Source organism: Streptomyces sp. NPDC049627, from assembly GCF_044465645.1.
In the GTDB taxonomy this organism is placed as follows: Bacteria; Actinomycetota; Actinomycetes; order Streptomycetales; family Streptomycetaceae; genus Streptomyces.
The window spans coordinates 315,214-334,051 of record NZ_JBITLW010000007.1; the positions used below are offsets into that span (position 1 = coordinate 315,214).

Consider the following 18,838-nt stretch of genomic DNA (forward strand, 5'->3'; position numbering starts at 1 on the left):
TCGCGCAGTTCCCCGCGCCCCTTTCGGGGCGCGGTTGCGAGGCCCGTCAAGAGGTCCTGTTGGTGCCCGCTGCTCGTTTCGGCGCGGATGCCGCATCCTTGAGATGTGGAGTCTCTCGGGGACGAGTCGGTCGAGCGGAAGGGGAGGGCGCAGGGGATGAGTGCCGGCGCACCTGCTCATAACGCTTCAGTGCACAACAACGGGCACGATGCCACGGACCGCACGGCCACAAGGCACCATGGACCGATGCGCGACGACGAGGCGGCTTATGCCCAAGGGGCGATCGGTGCACTCGTCCACCGCGCCGTGGACGGGGACGAGCAGGCCACGCACGATCTGCTCGCGCACGTCCACCCCCTGGCCCTGCGCTACTGCCGCACCAGGCTGTCCCGCCTCCCGGGCGACGCCCGGCACTTCGTCGAGGACCTCGCCCAGGAGGTCTGCGTCGCCGTCCTGCTCGCGCTGCCGCGCTACAAGGACACCGGCCGCCCCTTCGAGGCGTTCGTCTTCGCGATCGCCGCGCACAAGGTGGCGGACCTGCAGCGGGCGGCCATGCGCCACCCGGGATCCACGGCGGTCCCGTCCGACGAGATGCCGGAACGCCCGGACGACTCCCTCGGCCCGGAGGAGCGGGCGCTGCTGAGCAGCGACGCCGAGTGGGCCAAGAAACTGCTGGCCAACCTGCCCGAGAACCAGCGGGAGCTGTTGCTGCTGCGCATCGCCGTGGGGTTGACCGCGGAGGAGACGGGTCAGATGTTGGGAATGTCACCTGGTGCGGTGCGGGTTGCACAGCACAGGGCGCTGAGCCGCCTGCGGGCGCTGGCCGAGCAGTAGTTGCTCTGTTGAACGGCCGGTGCGCCGCTTCCGTAGGAACATACGAAGCCCGGAGCGGGTCCGAACCGTGGAATGTGCCACCTCTGCTTCCCGTTAGCATGGACATCCGCACCGATCAAGGCCATTTGGGGAAGGTGTCATGACTGCCAACGTCGACGGAGTGCCCGAGAAATTCGCGACACTCGGGCTGACCTACGACGACGTGCTGCTGCTGCCGGGCGCATCCGAGGTGCTCCCCAACGCGGTCGACACCTCGTCCCGCATCTCCCGCAATGTCCGGGTGAACATCCCCCTGCTGTCCGCCGCCATGGACAAGGTCACCGAGTCCCGCATGGCGATCGCGATGGCCCGCCTCGGCGGTGTCGGTGTGCTGCACCGCAACCTGTCCGTCGAGGACCAGGTCAACCAGGTCGACCTGGTGAAGCGGTCCGAGTCCGGCATGGTCACCGACCCGATCACGGTGCACCCCGAGGCGACGCTCGCCGAGGCGGACGCGCTGTGTGCCAAGTTCCGCATCAGCGGTGTCCCCGTCACCGACCCGGCCGGCCGGCTGCTCGGCATCGTCACCAACCGGGACATGGCCTTCGAGAGCGACCGCAGCCGCCAGGTGCGCGAGGTCATGACCCCGATGCCGCTGGTCACCGGCAAGGTCGGCATCTCCGGCCAGGACGCCATGGAGCTGCTGCGCCGCCACAAGATCGAGAAGCTTCCGCTGGTCGACGACGAGGGTGTCCTCAAGGGCCTCATCACGGTCAAGGACTTCGTCAAGGCCGAGAAGTACCCCAACGCCGCGAAGGACGCCGAGGGCCGTCTCCTCGTCGGTGCCGCCGTCGGCGCCAGCCCCGAGGCGCTGGAGCGCGCCCAGGCCCTGGCCGCGGCCGGCGTGGACTTCCTGGTCGTCGACACCTCGCACGGCCACAACAGCAATGCGCTCAGCTGGATGGCGAAGATCAAGTCCAGCGTGAGCGTCGACGTGATCGGCGGCAACGTCGCCACCCGCGACGGCGCCCAGGCGCTGATCGACGCCGGTGTCGACGGCATCAAGGTCGGCGTGGGCCCGGGCTCGATCTGTACGACCCGTGTGGTCGCCGGCATCGGTGTCCCGCAGGTCACCGCCATCTACGAGGCCTCCCTCGCCGCCCGCCCGGCCGGCATCCCGGTGATCGGCGACGGCGGCCTGCAGTACTCCGGCGACATCGGCAAGGCGCTGGCAGCCGGTGCCGACACCGTGATGCTGGGCAGCCTCCTCGCGGGCTGCGAGGAGTCCCCGGGCGAGCTGCTCTTCATCAACGGCAAGCAGTTCAAGTCGTACCGCGGCATGGGCTCGCTCGGCGCCATGCAGTCCCGCGGCCAGGGCAGGTCGTACTCGAAGGACCGCTACTTCCAGGCGGAGGTCGCCTCCGACGACAAGCTCGTGCCCGAGGGCGTCGAGGGCCAGGTGCCCTACCGCGGCCCGCTGGCCAACGTGCTGCACCAGCTCGTCGGCGGTCTGCGCCAGACCATGGGCTATGTGGGCGCCGCCACCATCGAGGAGATGGAGTCCAAGGGCCGCTTCGTCCGGATCACCTCCGCGGGCCTCAAGGAGAGCCACCCGCACGACATCCAGATGACGGTCGAGGCGCCGAACTACAGCAGCAAGTGACGCGCACGCGCGCGTGAGGCGCTGTGAGGGCTTGGTGAGGGCGGCCCCGGAGGCATCCGGGGCCGCCCTTGTCGTACCCGTCGGCGATACTGGAAGACGCTGAAACGCATCAGGGAAAGGCCACAGACGTGACTGAGATCGAGATCGGGCGCGGCAAGCGCGGCCGCCGGGCGTACGCCTTCGACGACATCGCCGTCGTCCCCAGCCGCCGTACGCGGGACCCGAAGGAGGTCTCGATCGCCTGGCAGATCGACGCCTACCGCTTCGAGCTGCCCTTCCTGGCCGCCCCCATGGACTCGGTCGTCTCCCCGGCCACCGCGATCCGCATCGGCGAGCTCGGCGGCCTCGGCGTGCTGAACCTCGAGGGCCTGTGGACGCGGTACGAGGACCCGCAGCCGCTGCTCGACGAGATCGCCGAGCTGCCCACGGAGTCCGCGACGCGCCGTCTCCAGGAGATCTACGCGGCCCCCATCAAGGAGGAGCTGATCGGCGCGCGCATCAAGGAGGTGCGCGACTCCGGCGTGGTCACGGCGGCCGCGCTCTCCCCGCAGCGCACGGCCCAGTTCTCCAAGGCGGTCGTCGACGCGGGCGTGGACATCTTCGTCATCCGCGGCACGACGGTCTCGGCGGAGCACGTCTCGTCCTCGCACGAGCCGTTGAACCTGAAGCAGTTCATCTACGAGCTCGACGTCCCGGTGATCGTCGGCGGCTGCGCCACGTACACGGCTGCCCTGCACCTGATGCGGACGGGTGCCGCGGGCGTGCTCGTCGGCTTCGGCGGCGGCGCCGCGCACACCACGCGCAATGTTCTCGGCATCCGTGTCCCGATGGCGACGGCGGTCGCGGACGTGGCGGCGGCCCGCCGCGACTACATGGACGAGTCCGGCGGCCGGTACGTGCACGTGATCGCCGACGGTGGCGTGGGCTGGTCCGGCGACCTGCCGAAGGCGATCGCCTGCGGTGCGGACGCCGTGATGATGGGCTCGCCGCTGGCGCGTGCCACGGATGCGCCCGGCAAGGGGCACCACTGGGGCATGGAGGCCGTGAACGAGGAGCTGCCGCGCGGCAAGAAGGTGCACCTGGGGACGGTCGGCACGATCGAGGAGGTGCTGACGGGGCCGTCGCACACGCCCGACGGTTCCATGAACTTCTTCGGTGCGCTGCGGCGGGCGATGGCCACGACAGGGTACAGCGAGCTGAAGGAGTTCCAGCGGGTCGAGGTTGCGGTGGCGGACTCGCAGCACCAGCGGTAGCCGGTACGCGGCTACGCCGTTTCGTCGGCGTCAGGGAAGGGCCGGTCACTCCGGGTGGGGTGACCGGCCCTTTTGCGTGCCCAAGTGGGGTTGGGTGGGGGCGCGTTGTGGGGGAGGGGGCGCGTGGTTGCGTTTGGGGCGAATGTGGGCTGAACGGGCGAGGGGAGTCGGTAGTGTCCGTGATCGGCGACCCAAGCTCTCTGGGGCGCCCCCTTCCAAGGAGATGTTCCGGACCCCGGCCCTCGGGGCCCGGCCCGAGCTCCAGACGGACCGCCTACCGGGCATATGGGCGGCATCGTGGAAGGGGGCGCGCCCATGGGCCGTCACCGCAAGCACCCGCTGGGATCGCACTTGGCTGCGGCTGGTGAAGTTCCGGAGGAGGTGCATCTTGTGGTACTACGGACGGTGAGCGGCCGCCCCTACAAGGCTTAGGGGCGGACACCCGTAATCCGTTCGGAGCCCATCGCAGTAGCCCCTGCGGTGGGCTCCACCCTTTGGGCGGGATGGTGAGCGGCCGTCCCTCAGAGAGTCAGGGGCGGACACTCCGTGCTCCATCCATGAGCCCGCCGCAGCACCCACTACGGCCGACCCCACCTGTCTCCGTAAGGTACCCGCGCCGCGCCCCGCATGCCACCAGCTCCGGAGCCCGGCCCACCCACGCGCCCCCCTTCACAACCGATGCGCCGCCCCCGTAGGCGCCGCCCCCCGCGTATCCAGCAACAGCTGCGCCTTCACCGACAGCCCCTGCAAGTCATACGTCCGATGCTGCTGCAGCAGAATCGTCAGGTCGGCCTCCGCCACAGCCTCGTACAGCGCGTCCGCGCGCGGCACCGGCCGGTCCAGGACGTTCCAGGACGGGACGTACGGGTCGTGGTAGCTGATGGAGGCGCCCAGCTGCAGCAGGCGGACCGCGACCTCCTCGGCGGGTGTGGACTGCTGGTCGGCGAGGTCGGGCTTGTAGGTGACGCCGAGGAGGAGGATGCGGGCGGCGCGCACGGATTTGCCGTGCTCGTTGAGGAGGGCGGCGGCGCGCTGGACGACGTACCGGGGCATCTGGCCGTTGACCTGCTGGGCCAGTTCGACCATGCGCAGGGTGCGGCCCGCGTGGGCGGTCAGGTCCTGTGGGACGGCGTGGCCGCCGACGCCGGGGCCGGGGCGAAAGGCGTGGAAGCCGAACGGCTTGGTCTCGGCGCAGCGGATGACGTCCCACAGGTCGACGCCCAAGTCGTGGCAGAGGACGGCCATTTCGTTGACGAGGGCGATGTTGACGTGCCGGAAGTTGGTCTCCAGCACCTGCACCGTCTCCGCCTCGCGCGGGCCACGCGCGCGTACCACCTTGTCGGTGAGGCGGCCGTAGAAGGCGGCGGCCGACTCGGTGCAGGCGGGTGTGAGGCCGCCGATCACCTTGGGAGTGTTGGCGGGGGTGAAGTGGCGGTTGCCGGGGTCGACGCGGCTGGGGGAGTACGCCAGGTGGAAGTCGCGGCCCGCGCGCAGGCCCGAGCCCTCTTCGAGGAGCGGGCGCAGGACGTTCTCCGTGGTGCCCGGGGGCACGGGCGATTCCAGGATGACGGTGGTATGCGGGCGCAGCCGTTCGGCCAGGGTGCGGGCGGCGGCCTCGACCTGGCTCAGGTCCAGGCCGCCGTCGGCGTCGCGCGGGGTCGGCGGGCAGATGACGGCGGTGCGTACGCGGCCGAGCTCGGCGGGGCTGGTGGCGTGCCGGAAGCCCCCCGAGAGCATCCGGCGCAGTTCCGCGGGGCTGAGGGAGCCGGATTCGGGCCCGGTCCGGTAACCGAGCGTGTGGATGCCGGCGGCGATGGCGGCCTTGGCCAGGGGCAGGCCGTACGGGCCCAGTCCGATGACGGCGAGATCTGCGGGCATGGCGTTGGGCCGTCCTTCCCAGTAACCGAAGCGGGGCAGCTGCGCAAGTCCTGTGGACAGGATGAGGGAGCGCAATGTCAGACTAGGAGTAAATATGACCGATTTGCGGGATTGAATGATCGCGTTTCCTTGAGTGTTGTCCACAGGCTGGGGGCGCGTGGTGGCTGAAGTCGGGCAACCCGGTCAGAATTTGGGCATGGGGGGTACGAACCGGGCTTCGCCCGACGGGTGCGGCCTACGCGACCGATGAGCGGGAGGCAGCGGTGAGGACAGCGACACTGGGCCCGGCGGAGCGCGCCGAGTCACTCGCAGCAATGGCCGAGCGCGAGCTGGACCTACTGGTCGTGGGCGGCGGCGTCGTGGGCGCCGGCACCGCCCTCGACGCGGCGACCCGCGGACTGTCCACCGGCCTGGTCGAGGCCCGTGACTGGGCGTCGGGCACGTCCAGCAGGTCCAGCAAGCTGATCCACGGCGGCCTGCGCTATCTGGAGATGCTCGACTTCGCGCTCGTACGGGAAGCCCTGAAGGAGCGCGGCCTGCTGCTGGAGCGGCTCGCCCCGCATCTGGTCAAGCCGGTGCCGTTCCTGTACCCGCTGCAGCACAAGGGCTGGGAGCGCCTGTACGCCGGTTCCGGTGTCGCGCTCTACGACGCCATGTCGATGGCGCGCGGCCACGGGCGGGGCCTGCCGATGCACCGTCACCTGAGCCGCCGTCACGCCCTGCGGGTCGCCCCCGCCCTGAAGAAGGACGCGTTGGTCGGCGCGCTGCAGTACTACGACGCGCAGATGGACGACGCCCGCTATGTGGCCACCCTCGTGCGTACGGCGGCGGCCTACAGCGCGAAAGTCGCCAACCGCGCGCGGGTGACCGGGTTCCTGCGTGAGGGGGAACGCGTCGTCGGGGCCCGGGTACAGGACGTCGAGGCGGGCGGGGAGTACGAGATCCGCGCCAAGCAGATCGTCAACGCGACCGGTGTGTGGACCGACGACACCCAGTCGATGGTGGGGGAGCGGGGACAGTTCCACGTCCGCGCCTCCAAGGGCATCCACCTGGTCGTCCCCAAGGACCGCATCCACTCCACCACCGGCCTGATCCTGCGCACCGAGAAGTCCGTCCTGTTCGTCATCCCCTGGGGCCGGCACTGGATCGTCGGCACGACCGACACCGACTGGGACCTCGACAAGGCCCACCCGGCCGCGTCCAGCGCAGACATCGACTACCTGCTCGAACATGTGAACTCGGTGCTCGCCGTGCCCCTGACCCGCGACGACGTGGAGGGCGTGTACGCCGGGCTGCGCCCCCTGCTCGCGGGTGAGTCGGACGCCACCAGCAAGCTGTCGCGCGAGCACACCGTGGCGCACCCCGTGCCCGGGCTCGTCGTCGTGGCCGGCGGCAAGTACACGACGTACCGGGTGATGGCCAAGGACGCGGTGGACGCGGCCGTGCACGGTCTGGACATGCGGGTCGCCGAGTGCGTCACGGAGGACATTCCGCTGCTGGGCGCCGAGGGGTACCGGGCGTTGTGGAACGCACGGGCGCGGATCGCGGCACGGACGGGGATTCATGTGGTGCGGGTGGAGCACCTGTTGAACCGGTTCGGGTCGCTGGCGGAGGAGGTGCTCGACCTCATCGCCGCCGCCCCGACGCTGGGCGAGCCCCTGCACTCCGCCGACGACTATCTGCGCGCCGAGATCGTCTACGCCGCCTCGCACGAGGGGGCGCGCCACCTGGACGACGTGCTGACGCGGCGCACACGCATCTCGATCGAGACGTTCGACCGGGGGACGCGGTGCGCGCGCGAGGCGGCCGAGCTGATGGCGCCGGTGCTGGGCTGGGACAAGGACCACATCGAGCGCGAGATCGAGCACTACCGGAAGCGGGTGGAGGCCGAGCGCGAGTCGCAGCGGCAGCCGGACGATCTGACGGCGGATGCGGCACGGCTGGGGGCGCCGGACATCGTGCCGTTGTAGGGCCCCCTCCGACAGAACGTCACCCGAACGAGTGGCGGACGTCGGGATCTCTGCTCGAACCCCGGCCGTTCTTTCAGGTGCGAGGGCAGAACTCGGCGGCGAGCAGCCGGGGTTCGAGGCCGGGATCTGCGATCGCCGTCGTGTTCACCCGGAAGGTGAGGACTTGACGACCGCCCATGGTGGCTGCGGAGCGCACATAGCCGCCGGAGATGCGCCCGTTGTGCCCCCATACGACGGTGCCGCAGGGCAGTTTCACGGGAAGGATGCCCATGCCGTACGAGCCATGTGCGGCACGGGTGTCGAGCATCTCGCGCAGCCAGCGCGGGGGCAGCAGCCGGCCGCCGAGCAGGGCCGCGTAGAAGCGGTCGAGGTCGGAGAGCGTGGTCACCAGCTCGCCCGCCGCGCCGGCCACCCGCGGGTCCAGCTCGGTGACGTCGGTTCCGTCGGTGGCGTAGGCGCGGCCGTGCGGGGAGGGGAGAGAGGTGCGGGAGCCAGGGAAGGAGGTGCCGGTCAGACCCAGCGGAGCGATGATGCGCCGCTCGGCTTCGGCGGCGTAGGAGCGGCCGGTCACCTGCTCGATGACCAGACCGAGCACGACGTAGTTGGTGTTCGAATAGGAAAAGCTGCCGGGTTCGGCAGGGGGGTGGGTGAGCGCGATGCGTACGGCCTGAAGCGGGGTGACGGGGACGGTGCCTCCCGTCTCGGCGGTGAAGTCGTACAGGCCGCTGGTGTGGGTCAGCAGGGAACGAAGGGTCAGCGCGCGCCCGGTGTCGCCGGCCCCGCGCAGCAGGCCCGGCAGATGCCGCTCCACCGTGTCGGAGAGGGACAGCTGTCCCTCGGCGGCCAGTTGCAGGACGACCGTCGCGATGAAGGACTTCGTGATGCTGCCGGCGCGGAAGTGGTCGGTGAGGGCGATGTCCTGGCCGGCCTGGGCGTAGCGGGTGCCGGTGTGGTCGCGGGCGAGCAGGGCCGCGGCGGGGGCCTTGCCCCGCGTGACCAGCAGGGGGAGGAGGGAGCCCGTTGCTCGTGCCGGGGGCGCCGACGAGGCGATGGGGGCCAGACCGAGGAGTGCCACGGACATCAGACCTGCGAGGGACAGACACACAGGGACGCCCACGAGCGTGCGGAACAGCGGCGTCACCGGTCGTGCCATGAGGGTTCCTTCCCTTGTCGCGGACCATCATGCCCCGGAGCGGAATGTGCGATTCAGCGGGGCCCGGGTGTGTGGTGGCCGGGAGGTCCGGGTCGTACGGCGGTGCGGTGGCGCCTGGGGCACCCTGGGCGTTGGGCACTTGTCGGGTGAGAGACAATGGAGGCTCTGTCAGGGCGGGTTGTATGAGGGGACGCATGTCGGAGGCGGAGCGGGCGGGAACATCTCGTCAGGACACTCGTCAGGACGATCACGAGCGTCTCCTCGCGGGGCGGTACCGGCTGGGAGGAGTGCTCGGCCGGGGTGGCATGGGCACGGTGTGGCGTGCCGAGGACGAGACGCTGGGGCGGACGGTCGCCGTCAAGGAGCTGCGGTTCCCGTCGAACATCGACGAGGAGGAGAAGCGGCGGCTGATCACGCGCACCCTGCGCGAGGCCAAGGCGATCGCGCGGATCCGCAACAACAGCGCGGTGACGGTGTTCGACGTCGTCGAGGAGGACGACCGGCCGTGGATCGTGATGGAGCTCGTCGAGGGCAAGTCCCTCGCCGAGGTCATCCGGGAGGACGGTCTCCTGGAGCCCAAGCGGGCGGCCGAGGTCGGTCTGGCCATCCTCGACGTGCTGCGGTCCGCGCACCGTGAGGGCATCCTGCACCGCGACGTCAAGCCGTCCAACGTCCTGCTCGAGTCCGACACCGACCGGGTCGTGCTCACCGACTTCGGCATCGCCCAGGTCGAGGGCGACCCGTCCATCACCTCGACCGGCATGCTCGTCGGCGCGCCCTCCTACATCTCCCCCGAACGGGCCCGCGGCCACAAGCCGGGCCCGGCGGCCGACCTCTGGTCGCTGGGCGGGTTGTTGTACGCGTCGGTCGAGGGTGTGCCGCCCTACGACAAGGGCTCCGCGATCGCCACGCTGACGGCGGTGATGACCGAGCCCCTGGAGGAGCCGAAGAACGCGGGACCGCTGAAGGACGTCATCTACGGCCTGCTCACCAAGGACCCCGCCAAGCGGCTCGACGACGCCGGTGCGCGGGCGCTGCTCAACGCTGTCATCCATGCGCCCGAGCCCAAGGACGAGCCTGAGCCGGCGATGGACGCGACAAGGGTCGTGCCGTTGCCGCCGCAGCCCGGCGCGCCTGAGGGCAAGGGCCGTTCCGGTGCCGGCAAGCGGGGCGAGGAGGCCGGGGAGCGGTTGCGCGGGGCGCTGCGGTCCGTGCGGAAGGCCGCGGTGAGCGCCGGGGCCGGCGGTGCGGCTGCCGCTCGTGCCAAGTCCCGGAGCGAGACCGCTGTTCCGGAGGTGGGCGTGCAGGACCGTGGTGGTGCGGTCGGCGGGTCGACCACGGGAGCGGGTGGAACCAAGGGGTCGTCGGGGGCGGGGGCTTCGGGCCGGTCGTCCGATGCCGGGTCCGAGACGGCTGCCGGTTCCGCTGCCAGTGCCAGTGCCAGTGCGAGTGCCGGCGTCGGCGAGCGGGATGGCGGTAGCGGGAACGGGCAGAGTGACGGCCGCAGTTCGGGGTGGCCCGTGGTGCCTCCGCCGGATCTGCCGCCGCGGCCCGTGCCGAGAGCGCCGCTCACCGATGTGGTGCCGAAGCGGACGCTGGTGATCATCGCGGTGGTCGTCGCGCTCGCCGTGATCGGAGCGGTGCTCGCCATCGCGCTCTACGGTGACGACGACTCGAAGGCGTCGGCGAGTGGTGGCGGCGCCGCCAAGACCTCCGCCGGCGCGAGTGCCGACACCAAGGAGGACAAGAACGGCGGTACGCGCACGGACGGTGAGTCGTCCGCGTCCGCGTCGACCGGAGTGGGGTCCGGCACCGGGGCGAAGGCCGGCAGTACGCCGAGCGCCGGGCTGAGCGCGACCGGCGGGAGCGGTGCCGATGCGGGATCCGGGAGCGACGGCGGGGCCGCGTCGACCCACAAGGGCAGCCAGGGGTACTCGATCGGGCTGCCCAAGGGATGGAAGTTCCAGTCCACGGGCTCGGCGGGGGACCGGTTCACCGGGCCCGACGGGCAGAAGCTGCTCGTCGCCTGGACGTCCACGCCGAAGGGCGATCCGGTGGCGGACTGGAAGAGCCAGGAGCAGTACATGGAGCGCTCCCAGTACAAGAAGATCCGCATAGAGGCGGTGGACTACCGCGACTGGAACACGGCCGACTGGGAGTTCACCTATGTCGAGGGCGGGACGAAGTACCGGACGATCGACCGTGGGTTCGTCGTGAACGACCATCTCGGATATGCGCTGATGTACACCGCGAAGAGTGCGAACTGGGACAGTGGCCTGCGCAAGGAGACATGGCGGACGCTGACGGGTTCGTTCAAGCCCAAGTCGTGAACTGAAGGGGCCTCGGTTCCGGGTTGCGGCGGCCGGGTTTGAGCCGTGAGATACGGCAACCCCTCTTTGCGAGTTGCCTCCGGCACGTATCGTGAATGATTGCGGACCGTACGCATCCAGTCCTGCGTCCGGAACGGGACGCAAGACGAGCGGGATTGACCAACCGGACGGCCGGGGGAGGCAACGTGGACGACTATGCGGGCCGGGTACTCGCCGACCGCTACCGCCTGCCACTGCCGCCGTCCGACGAGTACGAACTCACCGAGACCCGCGCCTTCGACACCTACAGCGGGCAGGAAGTCCTCGTCCGGCAGGTGCCGTTGCCGGAGGTCGTCGAGGCGGAGGTGCTCGACGCCGAGGGACTGCCCGACGGTTTCACCGCACGGGATGCGCGGGACCGGGGCGCGGGGCGACGGGCCCCGGCGCGTTCGAGTACACGCAGGCCCAGTGATCCTGCCGTACGGCGGGCGGTGGAGGCGGCGCAGGCCGCGGCGCGGATCCCCGACCATCCGCGGCTGGACCAGGTCTTCGACGTGTTCGCCGAGGGCGGGTCGCTGTGGATAGTGAGCGAGTTGGTGGCCGCACGTCCGCTGGCCGCGTTGCTCGCCGAGAAGCCGTTGACGCCGTACCGGGCGGCCGAGGTCGCCTCCGACGTGCTCATGGCGCTGCGCGTACTGCACGCGCATGGCTGGGTCCACCGCAACATCACCGCGCGCACGGTGCTCGTCTGCGACGACGGCCGGGTGATGCTGACCGGGCTCGCGGTCGGAGCCGCGGAGGAGGCGCTGTGCGGGTATGACCCGGTGCCGGCCGAGGAGGGCGACGGCCACGGCGGCTCCGGGGCCGGGACGTTCGGCGGCGGACCCGCTTCGGGCGGCGGCTTGGGCGAGGCGGGCGGTGTGGACCGTTCCGGCCCGCTCCCGGGGGCGGGCGGCGTCGGCGCCGGCCATGGGCCCGGTGGACCCGGCACCGGTGGCACGGATCCCGAGGCCGCCCGGCGTGCCGCCATCGAGGCGCGTGCGGCCGGGGGGATGCAGGTGCCCGCGGCCGATGCGGGCGACGGCACCGGTGCACCAGGTGCGCCGGCGCACGGTGTCCTCGAAACCGGCGGGGACATCAGGGCCGCGCGGGCCGGAGCGATCGCCGCGTATCGGGCGGGGGCCCGTGCGGCGGCCCGGGTCCAGGAGTCACAGCAGAACGGACGGGCCGCGTTGCCCGGGGCCCGCCCGGCGCCGGAAGGCGGCCCCGCCCTCCAGGCCAACGGCTCGGCGCAGCCGCCGTATCCCACCCAGCCGTACCTCTCCGGCAACGGCATCGCCATGCCCCCGGGCCAGATAGCCGACCCGTACGGCGTACAGGCCACGCCCTGGCATGGTGCCGCGCCCCGAAGCGGTGCGGTCGGTGGTGCGCCGACGGACGAGGGCCGTGACCGTACGGCACTTCCCCCGGCGGGCCCGGGCGCCCAGCCTGCCCTCGGCACACCTCCCGGCACGGCCGTACCGGGCTCCGGCGGCTTCCCCGCGCAGGGCGCCCCCACTCCCGGCATCCAGGGCGCCCCCGCCCTCGGCACCACCGCGCCCACTTCTCCCGGCAGCCCCACCCCACCCCCCGCCATCAACTCCCCCCACCCCCCGACCCGCTGGGACGACCTCGTCTCCGGTGCCCCCGCCCACCGCGGCCCCACCACCGCGCTCGCCGCGGAGCGGGCCCGGCAGGCGCGGATGGCCGTGGTCGGGCCCGTGACCGAGCGGTGGGCGCCGGAGCAGGCGGGGCCGGTGCATGAGAACTGGCAGCTGGCCGCGCCGATCGGACCCGCGACCGACCTGTGGGCGCTGGGCGCGCTGCTCTTCCGGGCCGTGCAGGGGCATGCGCCGTACCCGGAGGAGTCGACGGCCGAGCTGGTGCAGATGGTGTGCGCGGAACCGCCCGCCTTCGCCGAGGAATGCGGGCCGCTCAGGCCGGTCGTGGAGTCGCTGCTGCGTCAGGACCCCACCGAGCGCCTCGACTTCGAGGAGCTGAGGGGCTGGCTGCGGTCGCTGGTGCGGTCGGCGCCCGAGCCGGATGCCGGTACGCATGTCGTCGCCGCGCCGCCGGTCGACCCGAGCCGGCTGCCGATCGTGCGGCGTCGCGGCGAGCTGGTGCGCCGGCGGCGGGCCGGGCTGCCCGCGCATCACGGGCGGCACAAGCGGGCCAGGCAGGAGGCGCGTTCGCCGAAGCGGCTCGGCCGTACGCTGCTGGTGCTCGTCCTGCTCGGCATGGCCGCGGCGATCGCGTACGCCATGCTGTTCATGCCGAAGGCCGACCAGGGCAGCGGTGCCACGGCGGACGCCGACCGCACCGGCGCCGCGGGTCAGGCCGGTCCGGCGGCGCCCGAGCAGTCCGCGGAGGCGAGCAGCGAGCCGCGGCCCGATCAGACGTCCCCGGCCTCGGGCAACAGCCCCTCGGAGTCGGCCGGTTCGACCGAGACGCAGACCACCGGGCCCGAGGTCCCCGACGGCTTCACCCTGCGCAAGGACACGGCCGGCTTTCAGATCGCCGTCGCCAACGGCTGGAACCGCACGCCGAAGAACGGCCGCGGGCAGGTCCTGTACACGCACGGCGACTTCGACCTCATCGTCGTACCGGGGCGGGACACCTCGGACGAGTACGGCAGCGACCCCATGGTCTACCAGCGGGAGCACGAGCGGGAGCTGCAGCCGTACCGCGACTCCAGCTGGGCCTCCTCCAGCGGGCTGAAGACGATCCAGGTCGGCGAGCGGGCCATGGCCGAGGGGCAGTTCACCTGGACCGACGGCGAGGGGCGCGAGTTGTTCGTGCGCAATCTCGCGATCCTGATCGACGGGCGGTACCACGTGGTGCAGGTGCGCGGTCCGGAGGCCGAGCGGGACGAGGTGACGCGGCTGTTCGAGCAGGCGTCGGCGACGTATCAGGTCACGGGCTGAACGCGCCTCCTAGACGCCGAGTGACTGTTGAGCGCTTACTGTCGGCGACAACCATCACAGTGCGGTTTCCTTGGCACCCCCGTGGTTCCCCGCTGGTCGGCCGGTCCTTAGTCTGACCCTGTCAAGAGCATTGCGGGGCAACGTGAATCAGATGCAGGGCCAGCTCGTATCGGGGCGCTACCGGCTCGCCGACACGATCGGCAGCGGCGGTATGGGCCGCGTGTGGCGTGCGCACGACGAGGTGCTGCACCGGGCTGTCGCCATCAAGGAGTTGACCGCCGCGCTCTACGTCTCGGAGAGTGACCGGGAGCGGCTGCTCGCCCGTACCCGCGCCGAGGCACGGGCCGCCGCGCGCATCAACCACTCCGCCGTCGTCACCGTGCACGACGTGCTGGAGCACGACGGCCGGCCGTGGATCGTGATGGAGCTGGTCGAGGGGTACTCGCTGGCCGACGCGGTCAAGGAACGCGGACGCGTCGAGCCCACCGAGGCCGCCCGCATCGGCCTGTGGGTGCTGCGGGCCCTGCGCGCCGCCCACTCCGCCGGCGTCCTGCACCGCGACGTCAAGCCGGGCAACGTCCTCATCTCCGCCGAGGACGGCCGGGTCCTGCTGACCGACTTCGGTATCGCCCAGATCGAGGGCGACACCACCATCACCCGCACCGGAGAGGTCGTCGGCTCGGTCGACTACCTCGCCCCCGAGCGCGTCCGCGGTCACGACCCGGGCGCCGCCTCCGACCTGTGGGCGCTCGGCGCGACGCTGTACACGGCCGTTGAGGGCCGCTCGCCCTTCCGCCGCACCTCGCCGCTGGGCACCATGCAGGCGGTCGTCGACGAGGAGCCCGCCGAACCACAGCACGCCGGCCCGCTCACGCCCGTGATCACCGCCCTGCTGCGCAAGGATCCGGCCACCCGGCCCGGCGCGGCCGAGGCCGAGCAGATGCTCGCCGAGGCGGCGGAGGGGCGCACACCGAGCGCGGCGCAGGCGTTCGTGCCGACGCAGCACACCCGGTACGAGCCGGACACACGCACCGGTCCCCAGCACACCGGGGCGACGGTGCACGCCGGGGCGAGGGCGCACGTCGGGCCGGACACGCCGACCGGCACGCCGTATCCCCCGATGGCCGGTCCGACGACGATCGGCCGGCCGTACGACATCACCGGCACCGGCACCGGAGCGGGCACCGGTGCCACGCCCGCCCGGCCGCCCAGGCGCCGGCGGCTGCGCACGCTCGCGCTGCTCGTCGCCATCGCCGCGCTCGTCGGCGGCGGCACCGCCGTGGTGCTGCAGAAGTGGGGGCCGCAGGCCAACCGTCACACCTCGGCCGGGTCCTCACCCACCTCCACCCCTACCCCCACGGTGACCGGCTCGCCGAGCCCGGAGGCCGGCGTTCCCGCGTCCTGGCAGCCCTACGACGACCCGCTGGGCTTCAGGCTCCACCTCCCCAAGGGCTGGAAACGGTCGGAGGTCGGCGGGGAGATCGACGGCCTGCGGCAGATCGACTACACGCCCGACAACGGCAAGCACTTCGTCCGCATCGCCGTCGACACCTCGCCCGACTTCGCGACTGCCTACGACCACCAGCTCGATTTGGAGGAGCAGGTGGGGCGGCGGCTGGTCGCGTACCAGACGGTGAGTCTGAAGGAGAACCTCTACCGCGACCGCGAGGGCTCCCTGTGGGAGTACACGTGGAACGCGCAGCCCAAGGACACGCCCTTCCCCGGGCCGCGGCGGGCCATCGACCAGGCGTACGTCGACCGGGACGGCACGGAGTACGCGATCTACATGTCCTCGCCCCAGGCGGACTGGGAGACCACGCGCCGGCAGTTCACGGCCGTGTTGAAGGGCTGGCAGCCGAACCGCTCCTGACGTTCTTTGCGGCTTTGCAGAGGCTTTGCCGCTTTGCAGAGTTGGCCGAACGGCGCCCGGAGTCGATCCGTCCGGTGCGGCATGATGAGGCCCATGGGGACCGAGGGGGCCAACTTCCGTGTGATCGCGGGGCGTTACCGCCTCGAGGTGAGGCTGGGTCGCGGTGGCATGGGCGTCGTATGGCGGGCGACCGACCAGTTGCTCGGACGGGCGGTGGCCGTCAAGGAGCTCCCCCTCGACGAGACGCTCTCCGCCGCCGAGGCCCGTCGCCAGCGCGAACGCACCCTGCGCGAGGCCCAGGCGGTCGCGCAGCTCAGCCACCCGAACGTCATGGTCGTCCATGACGTCGTGGAGGACGACGAACGCCCCTACATCGTCATGGAGTTGATCGACGGCGACTCCCTCGCCGACCGGATCGCGACGCACGGCCCGGTCGACGCGCCGGAGGCCGCCCGGATCGGCGCCGACCTGCTGAACGCGCTGCGCACGGCGCATGCGGCCGGAGTCCTGCACCGGGACATCAAACCGGCCAACGTCGTCATCGAGAACGGCACCGACCGCGTCGTCCTCACCGACTTCGGCATCGCGCAGGTGCCGGGGACGCCCACGCTCACCGAGTCCGGGTCCTTCGTCGGTTCGCCCGAGTACACCGCGCCCGAGCGGATGTCCGGGGCCCGGACCGGCCCCGCCTCCGACCTGTGGTCGGTGGGCGCGCTGCTGTGTGCGGCCCTGAGCGGCGAATCGCCGTTCCGGCGCGACTCGCTGAGCGGCATCGTGCTCGCCGTCGTCTCCGACGAGATCCGTCCGCCCGCGCAGGCGGCGCCGATCCTGCCCGTCGTGCAGGGGCTGCTGGAGCGGGATCCGGGGCGGCGGCTGGATGCGGCGGGGGCCGAGCGGATGCTGCGGGAGTTCCTGGAGACGGGGCTCGCGCCTCTGCCGAAACGGTTCGGCAGGGCGGAGTGGCAGTCCTCGACGCGCAGCAAGCTGGCCATCGCGATGCTGGTCGCCGCGATGGCGGTGGCGGGGGTGTCGGCGGCGGCGCTGCTGGTGAACGGGGACGGGGACGGGGGTGTCGTGCCGACGAGTTCGGCGCCGGGGGGCTCGGGGAGGCCGTCCAGTACGGCGACCTTCTCTCGTACACCCAGCGTGTCCCCCTCATCGGGTACCTCCCTCTCGCCGAGTTCCTCGCCCTCACCCAGCACTTCTCCCTCACGGGGAACTCCGGCTCTTTCCCCCACCAACTCCGAATAAAGGGAAGATAAGTGGCGACCTGAGTCACGGCTCTGTGACTGGAAAGCATTCCCGCTGGATGCCGAACGGCCTGCCGCGATATGCATGGAGCCATGAGCAGCAACGGGGGAGCCCCTCACGGATCCGACGAGCCAACGAGTTTCGTTCTGCAACCGCCGAGTTCACCGGTGGCCGTGCCGCTTCCCGGCAATCCCTACGCGGCGCCCGCCCCGGACCCCGGCGCCGATCGGCTGATCGCAGACCGTTACCGGCTGCTCGCCAAGCTTGGGCACGGGGGCATGGGCACCGTCTGGCGGGCCAAGGACGAGACGGTGGACCGTGAGGTCGCCGTCAAGGAGCCCCGCGTACCGGATCACCTTCCCGAACGCGAACGGGACACGGCCTTCGAGCGGATGCGCCGCGAGGCACGTGCCGCGGCCAGGCTCGACCACCCGGCGGTCGTGAACGTCCATGACGTCGCGGTCGTGGACGGCCGGCCCTGGATCGTGATGGAGCTGGTGCAGGGCCGTTCGCTGGGCGATCTGCTGCAGGAGGGCACGCTCGGGGCCCGTGAAGCGGCGAGAATCGGCCTCGAAGTGCTCGGCGCGCTGGAGGCGGCACACGCGGCGGGCATCCTGCATCGTGACGTCAAGCCGGACAACGTCCTGCTCGGCCGCCATGACCGCGTCGTCCTCACCGACTTCGGCATCGCCCAGATCGAGGGCGAGACCAACCTCACCGACACCGGCGGATTCGTCGGTTCGCCCGAGTACATAGCGCCGGAGCGGGTGCTGGGTCAGCGGCCGGGCCCGGCGAGCGACCTGTGGTCGCTGGGCGTCGTGCTGTACGCGGCGACGGAAGGCGTCTCGCCGTTCCGCCGCAGCAACACCCCGGCGACGCTCCAGTCGGTCCTCAACGCCGTGCCCACCCCGCCCGCCTCCGCCCGGGGCCCGCTCGCCGAGGCCATCAACGGCCTGCTCCAGAAGGACCCGGCACGCCGCCCCAACGCCGCGCAGACGCGTGCGCTGCTGGAACAGGCGGCCAACCCGCCGGCGCCGGTCGCGGCCACGCAGGTCGTGCGGGTCGCCGAGGGCGGCGGAACGGGTGGTGTCCGGCTGGGGCGCAAGGCGTTGCTCGGCATCGGTGCGGCGGTCGTCGCGGGTGCGGTGACGGCGTATCTGGCGATCGCGGATCCCTTCGCGGGTCCGTTGCCGGACGGCTGGACGGAACGGGCGCACCCGAAGCTTGGTGTGACCCTGCACGTCCCCACGACCTACCAGGCCGGCAGGCCGGACGCCGACGACACCGACAAGAACTGGGTCACCTACACCGACTGGAGCGGCAGCATCTGGGTCGGTGTGCATGTGGACAGGAAGTCCGAGGACACCTCGAACCAGATCAAGAACTCCGCCGCGGCCGAAATGTACGCCGAGAACGAGGAGTTCAAGGCCCAGGGCAGCTACGACCTCTCCATGCCCGAAGGCCCGCGGACGAGTCCGAAGCAGACCGAGTACCAGGGCAAGCCGTCGGCCGAGAACACGGTCGAGTACACCACGACCGACAGTCAGAACCCGCGCCCCCGCGAGCTGAAGATCTTCTACTACAAGACCTCGGCGGGCGACATGTACAAGGTGACGATCAGCTACCCGGGCAAGGGTGACTTCACGGACCGAGGACGTGAGGTGGCGAAGACCGTGATCGCGAACGTGGACATCGGCAAGCTCTGAACTGGCCAA

11 protein-coding genes are annotated in these 18,838 nt (G+C 71.4%); 9 read left to right on the forward strand and 2 right to left on the reverse strand.

What is annotated here, in order from left to right; translation table 11 throughout:
* Positions 1 to 246: 246 nt before the first annotated feature.
* The 3 genes from ACIBU0_RS21145 to ACIBU0_RS21155 all read left to right on the forward strand — a co-directional run bounded on the left by ACIBU0_RS21145 (position 247) and on the right by ACIBU0_RS21155 (position 3,729).
* A complete protein-coding gene (locus ACIBU0_RS21145) occupies positions 247 to 834 on the forward strand; it encodes a sigma-70 family RNA polymerase sigma factor (RefSeq protein ID WP_128433187.1) in 588 nt (195 codons plus the stop codon).
* Between the two features lie 139 nt (positions 835 to 973).
* Positions 974 to 2,476, forward strand: coding sequence for an IMP dehydrogenase (gene guaB, locus ACIBU0_RS21150; RefSeq protein ID WP_398820398.1), 1,503 nt, complete (start codon positions 974 to 976; stop codon positions 2,474 to 2,476).
* Positions 2,477 to 2,604: 128 nt separating this feature from the next.
* Positions 2,605 to 3,729 (forward strand): GuaB3 family IMP dehydrogenase-related protein, encoded by a 1,125-nt coding sequence (locus ACIBU0_RS21155; RefSeq protein WP_398820400.1) that lies wholly within the window; start codon positions 2,605 to 2,607, stop codon positions 3,727 to 3,729.
* 669 nt (positions 3,730 to 4,398) lie between these two features.
* Here the strand turns inward: ACIBU0_RS21155 and ACIBU0_RS21160 are convergent.
* Positions 4,399 to 5,607, reverse strand: a complete 1,209-nt coding sequence (locus ACIBU0_RS21160) for a nucleotide sugar dehydrogenase (protein ID WP_398820403.1) — start codon at positions 5,605 to 5,607, stop codon at positions 4,399 to 4,401.
* Positions 5,608 to 5,870: 263 nt separating this feature from the next.
* Here ACIBU0_RS21160 and ACIBU0_RS21165 point away from each other — a divergent pair, with 263 nt between their 5' ends.
* On the forward strand, positions 5,871 to 7,577 hold the full coding sequence (locus ACIBU0_RS21165; RefSeq protein ID WP_398820406.1) for a glycerol-3-phosphate dehydrogenase/oxidase: 1,707 nt from the start codon (positions 5,871 to 5,873) through the stop codon (positions 7,575 to 7,577).
* 73 nt (positions 7,578 to 7,650) lie between these two features.
* On the opposite strand, the gene ACIBU0_RS21170 is transcribed toward ACIBU0_RS21165, so the two are convergent.
* Complete coding sequence (locus ACIBU0_RS21170; protein ID WP_398820840.1) at positions 7,651 to 8,658, reverse strand: serine hydrolase domain-containing protein; 1,008 nt, start codon at positions 8,656 to 8,658, stop codon at positions 7,651 to 7,653.
* Positions 8,659 to 8,924: 266 nt separating this feature from the next.
* Here ACIBU0_RS21170 and ACIBU0_RS21175 point away from each other — a divergent pair, with 266 nt between their 5' ends.
* The 5 genes from ACIBU0_RS21175 to ACIBU0_RS21195 all read left to right on the forward strand — a co-directional run bounded on the left by ACIBU0_RS21175 (position 8,925) and on the right by ACIBU0_RS21195 (position 18,829).
* On the forward strand, positions 8,925 to 11,060 hold the full coding sequence (locus ACIBU0_RS21175) for a protein kinase (protein WP_398820409.1): 2,136 nt from the start codon (positions 8,925 to 8,927) through the stop codon (positions 11,058 to 11,060).
* A 185-nt stretch (positions 11,061 to 11,245) separates the two neighbouring features.
* On the forward strand, positions 11,246 to 14,002 hold the full coding sequence (locus tag ACIBU0_RS21180; protein WP_398820412.1) for a protein kinase: 2,757 nt from the start codon (positions 11,246 to 11,248) through the stop codon (positions 14,000 to 14,002).
* 151 nt (positions 14,003 to 14,153) lie between these two features.
* Positions 14,154 to 15,872 (forward strand): serine/threonine-protein kinase, encoded by a 1,719-nt coding sequence (locus ACIBU0_RS21185; RefSeq protein ID WP_398820415.1) that lies wholly within the window; start codon positions 14,154 to 14,156, stop codon positions 15,870 to 15,872.
* A 93-nt stretch (positions 15,873 to 15,965) separates the two neighbouring features.
* Positions 15,966 to 17,123, forward strand: a complete 1,158-nt coding sequence (locus ACIBU0_RS21190) for a serine/threonine-protein kinase (RefSeq protein ID WP_398820418.1) — start codon at positions 15,966 to 15,968, stop codon at positions 17,121 to 17,123.
* A 92-nt stretch (positions 17,124 to 17,215) separates the two neighbouring features.
* A complete protein-coding gene (locus ACIBU0_RS21195) occupies positions 17,216 to 18,829 on the forward strand; it encodes a serine/threonine-protein kinase (RefSeq protein ID WP_398820421.1) in 1,614 nt (537 codons plus the stop codon).
* Positions 18,830 to 18,838 lie beyond the last annotated feature (9 nt).

Excerpts from the sequence above, each read along its gene's own strand:
- ACIBU0_RS21185 (WP_398820415.1), top strand. The coding sequence starts at position 14,154 with ATGCAGGGCCAGCTCGTATCGGGGCGCTACCGGCTCGCCGACACGATC.
- ACIBU0_RS21170 (WP_398820840.1), bottom strand. The coding sequence starts at position 8,658 with ATGTCCGTGGCACTCCTCGGTCTGGCCCCCATCGCCTCGTCGGCGCCC.
- ACIBU0_RS21175 (WP_398820409.1), top strand. The coding sequence starts at position 8,925 with ATGTCGGAGGCGGAGCGGGCGGGAACATCTCGTCAGGACACTCGTCAG.
- ACIBU0_RS21195 (WP_398820421.1), top strand. The coding sequence starts at position 17,216 with ATGAGCAGCAACGGGGGAGCCCCTCACGGATCCGACGAGCCAACGAGT.
- ACIBU0_RS21190 (WP_398820418.1), top strand. The coding sequence starts at position 15,966 with ATGGGGACCGAGGGGGCCAACTTCCGTGTGATCGCGGGGCGTTACCGC.
- ACIBU0_RS21145 (WP_128433187.1), top strand. The coding sequence starts at position 247 with ATGCGCGACGACGAGGCGGCTTATGCCCAAGGGGCGATCGGTGCACTC.
- guaB (WP_398820398.1), top strand. The coding sequence starts at position 974 with ATGACTGCCAACGTCGACGGAGTGCCCGAGAAATTCGCGACACTCGGG.
- ACIBU0_RS21160 (WP_398820403.1), bottom strand. The coding sequence starts at position 5,607 with ATGCCCGCAGATCTCGCCGTCATCGGACTGGGCCCGTACGGCCTGCCC.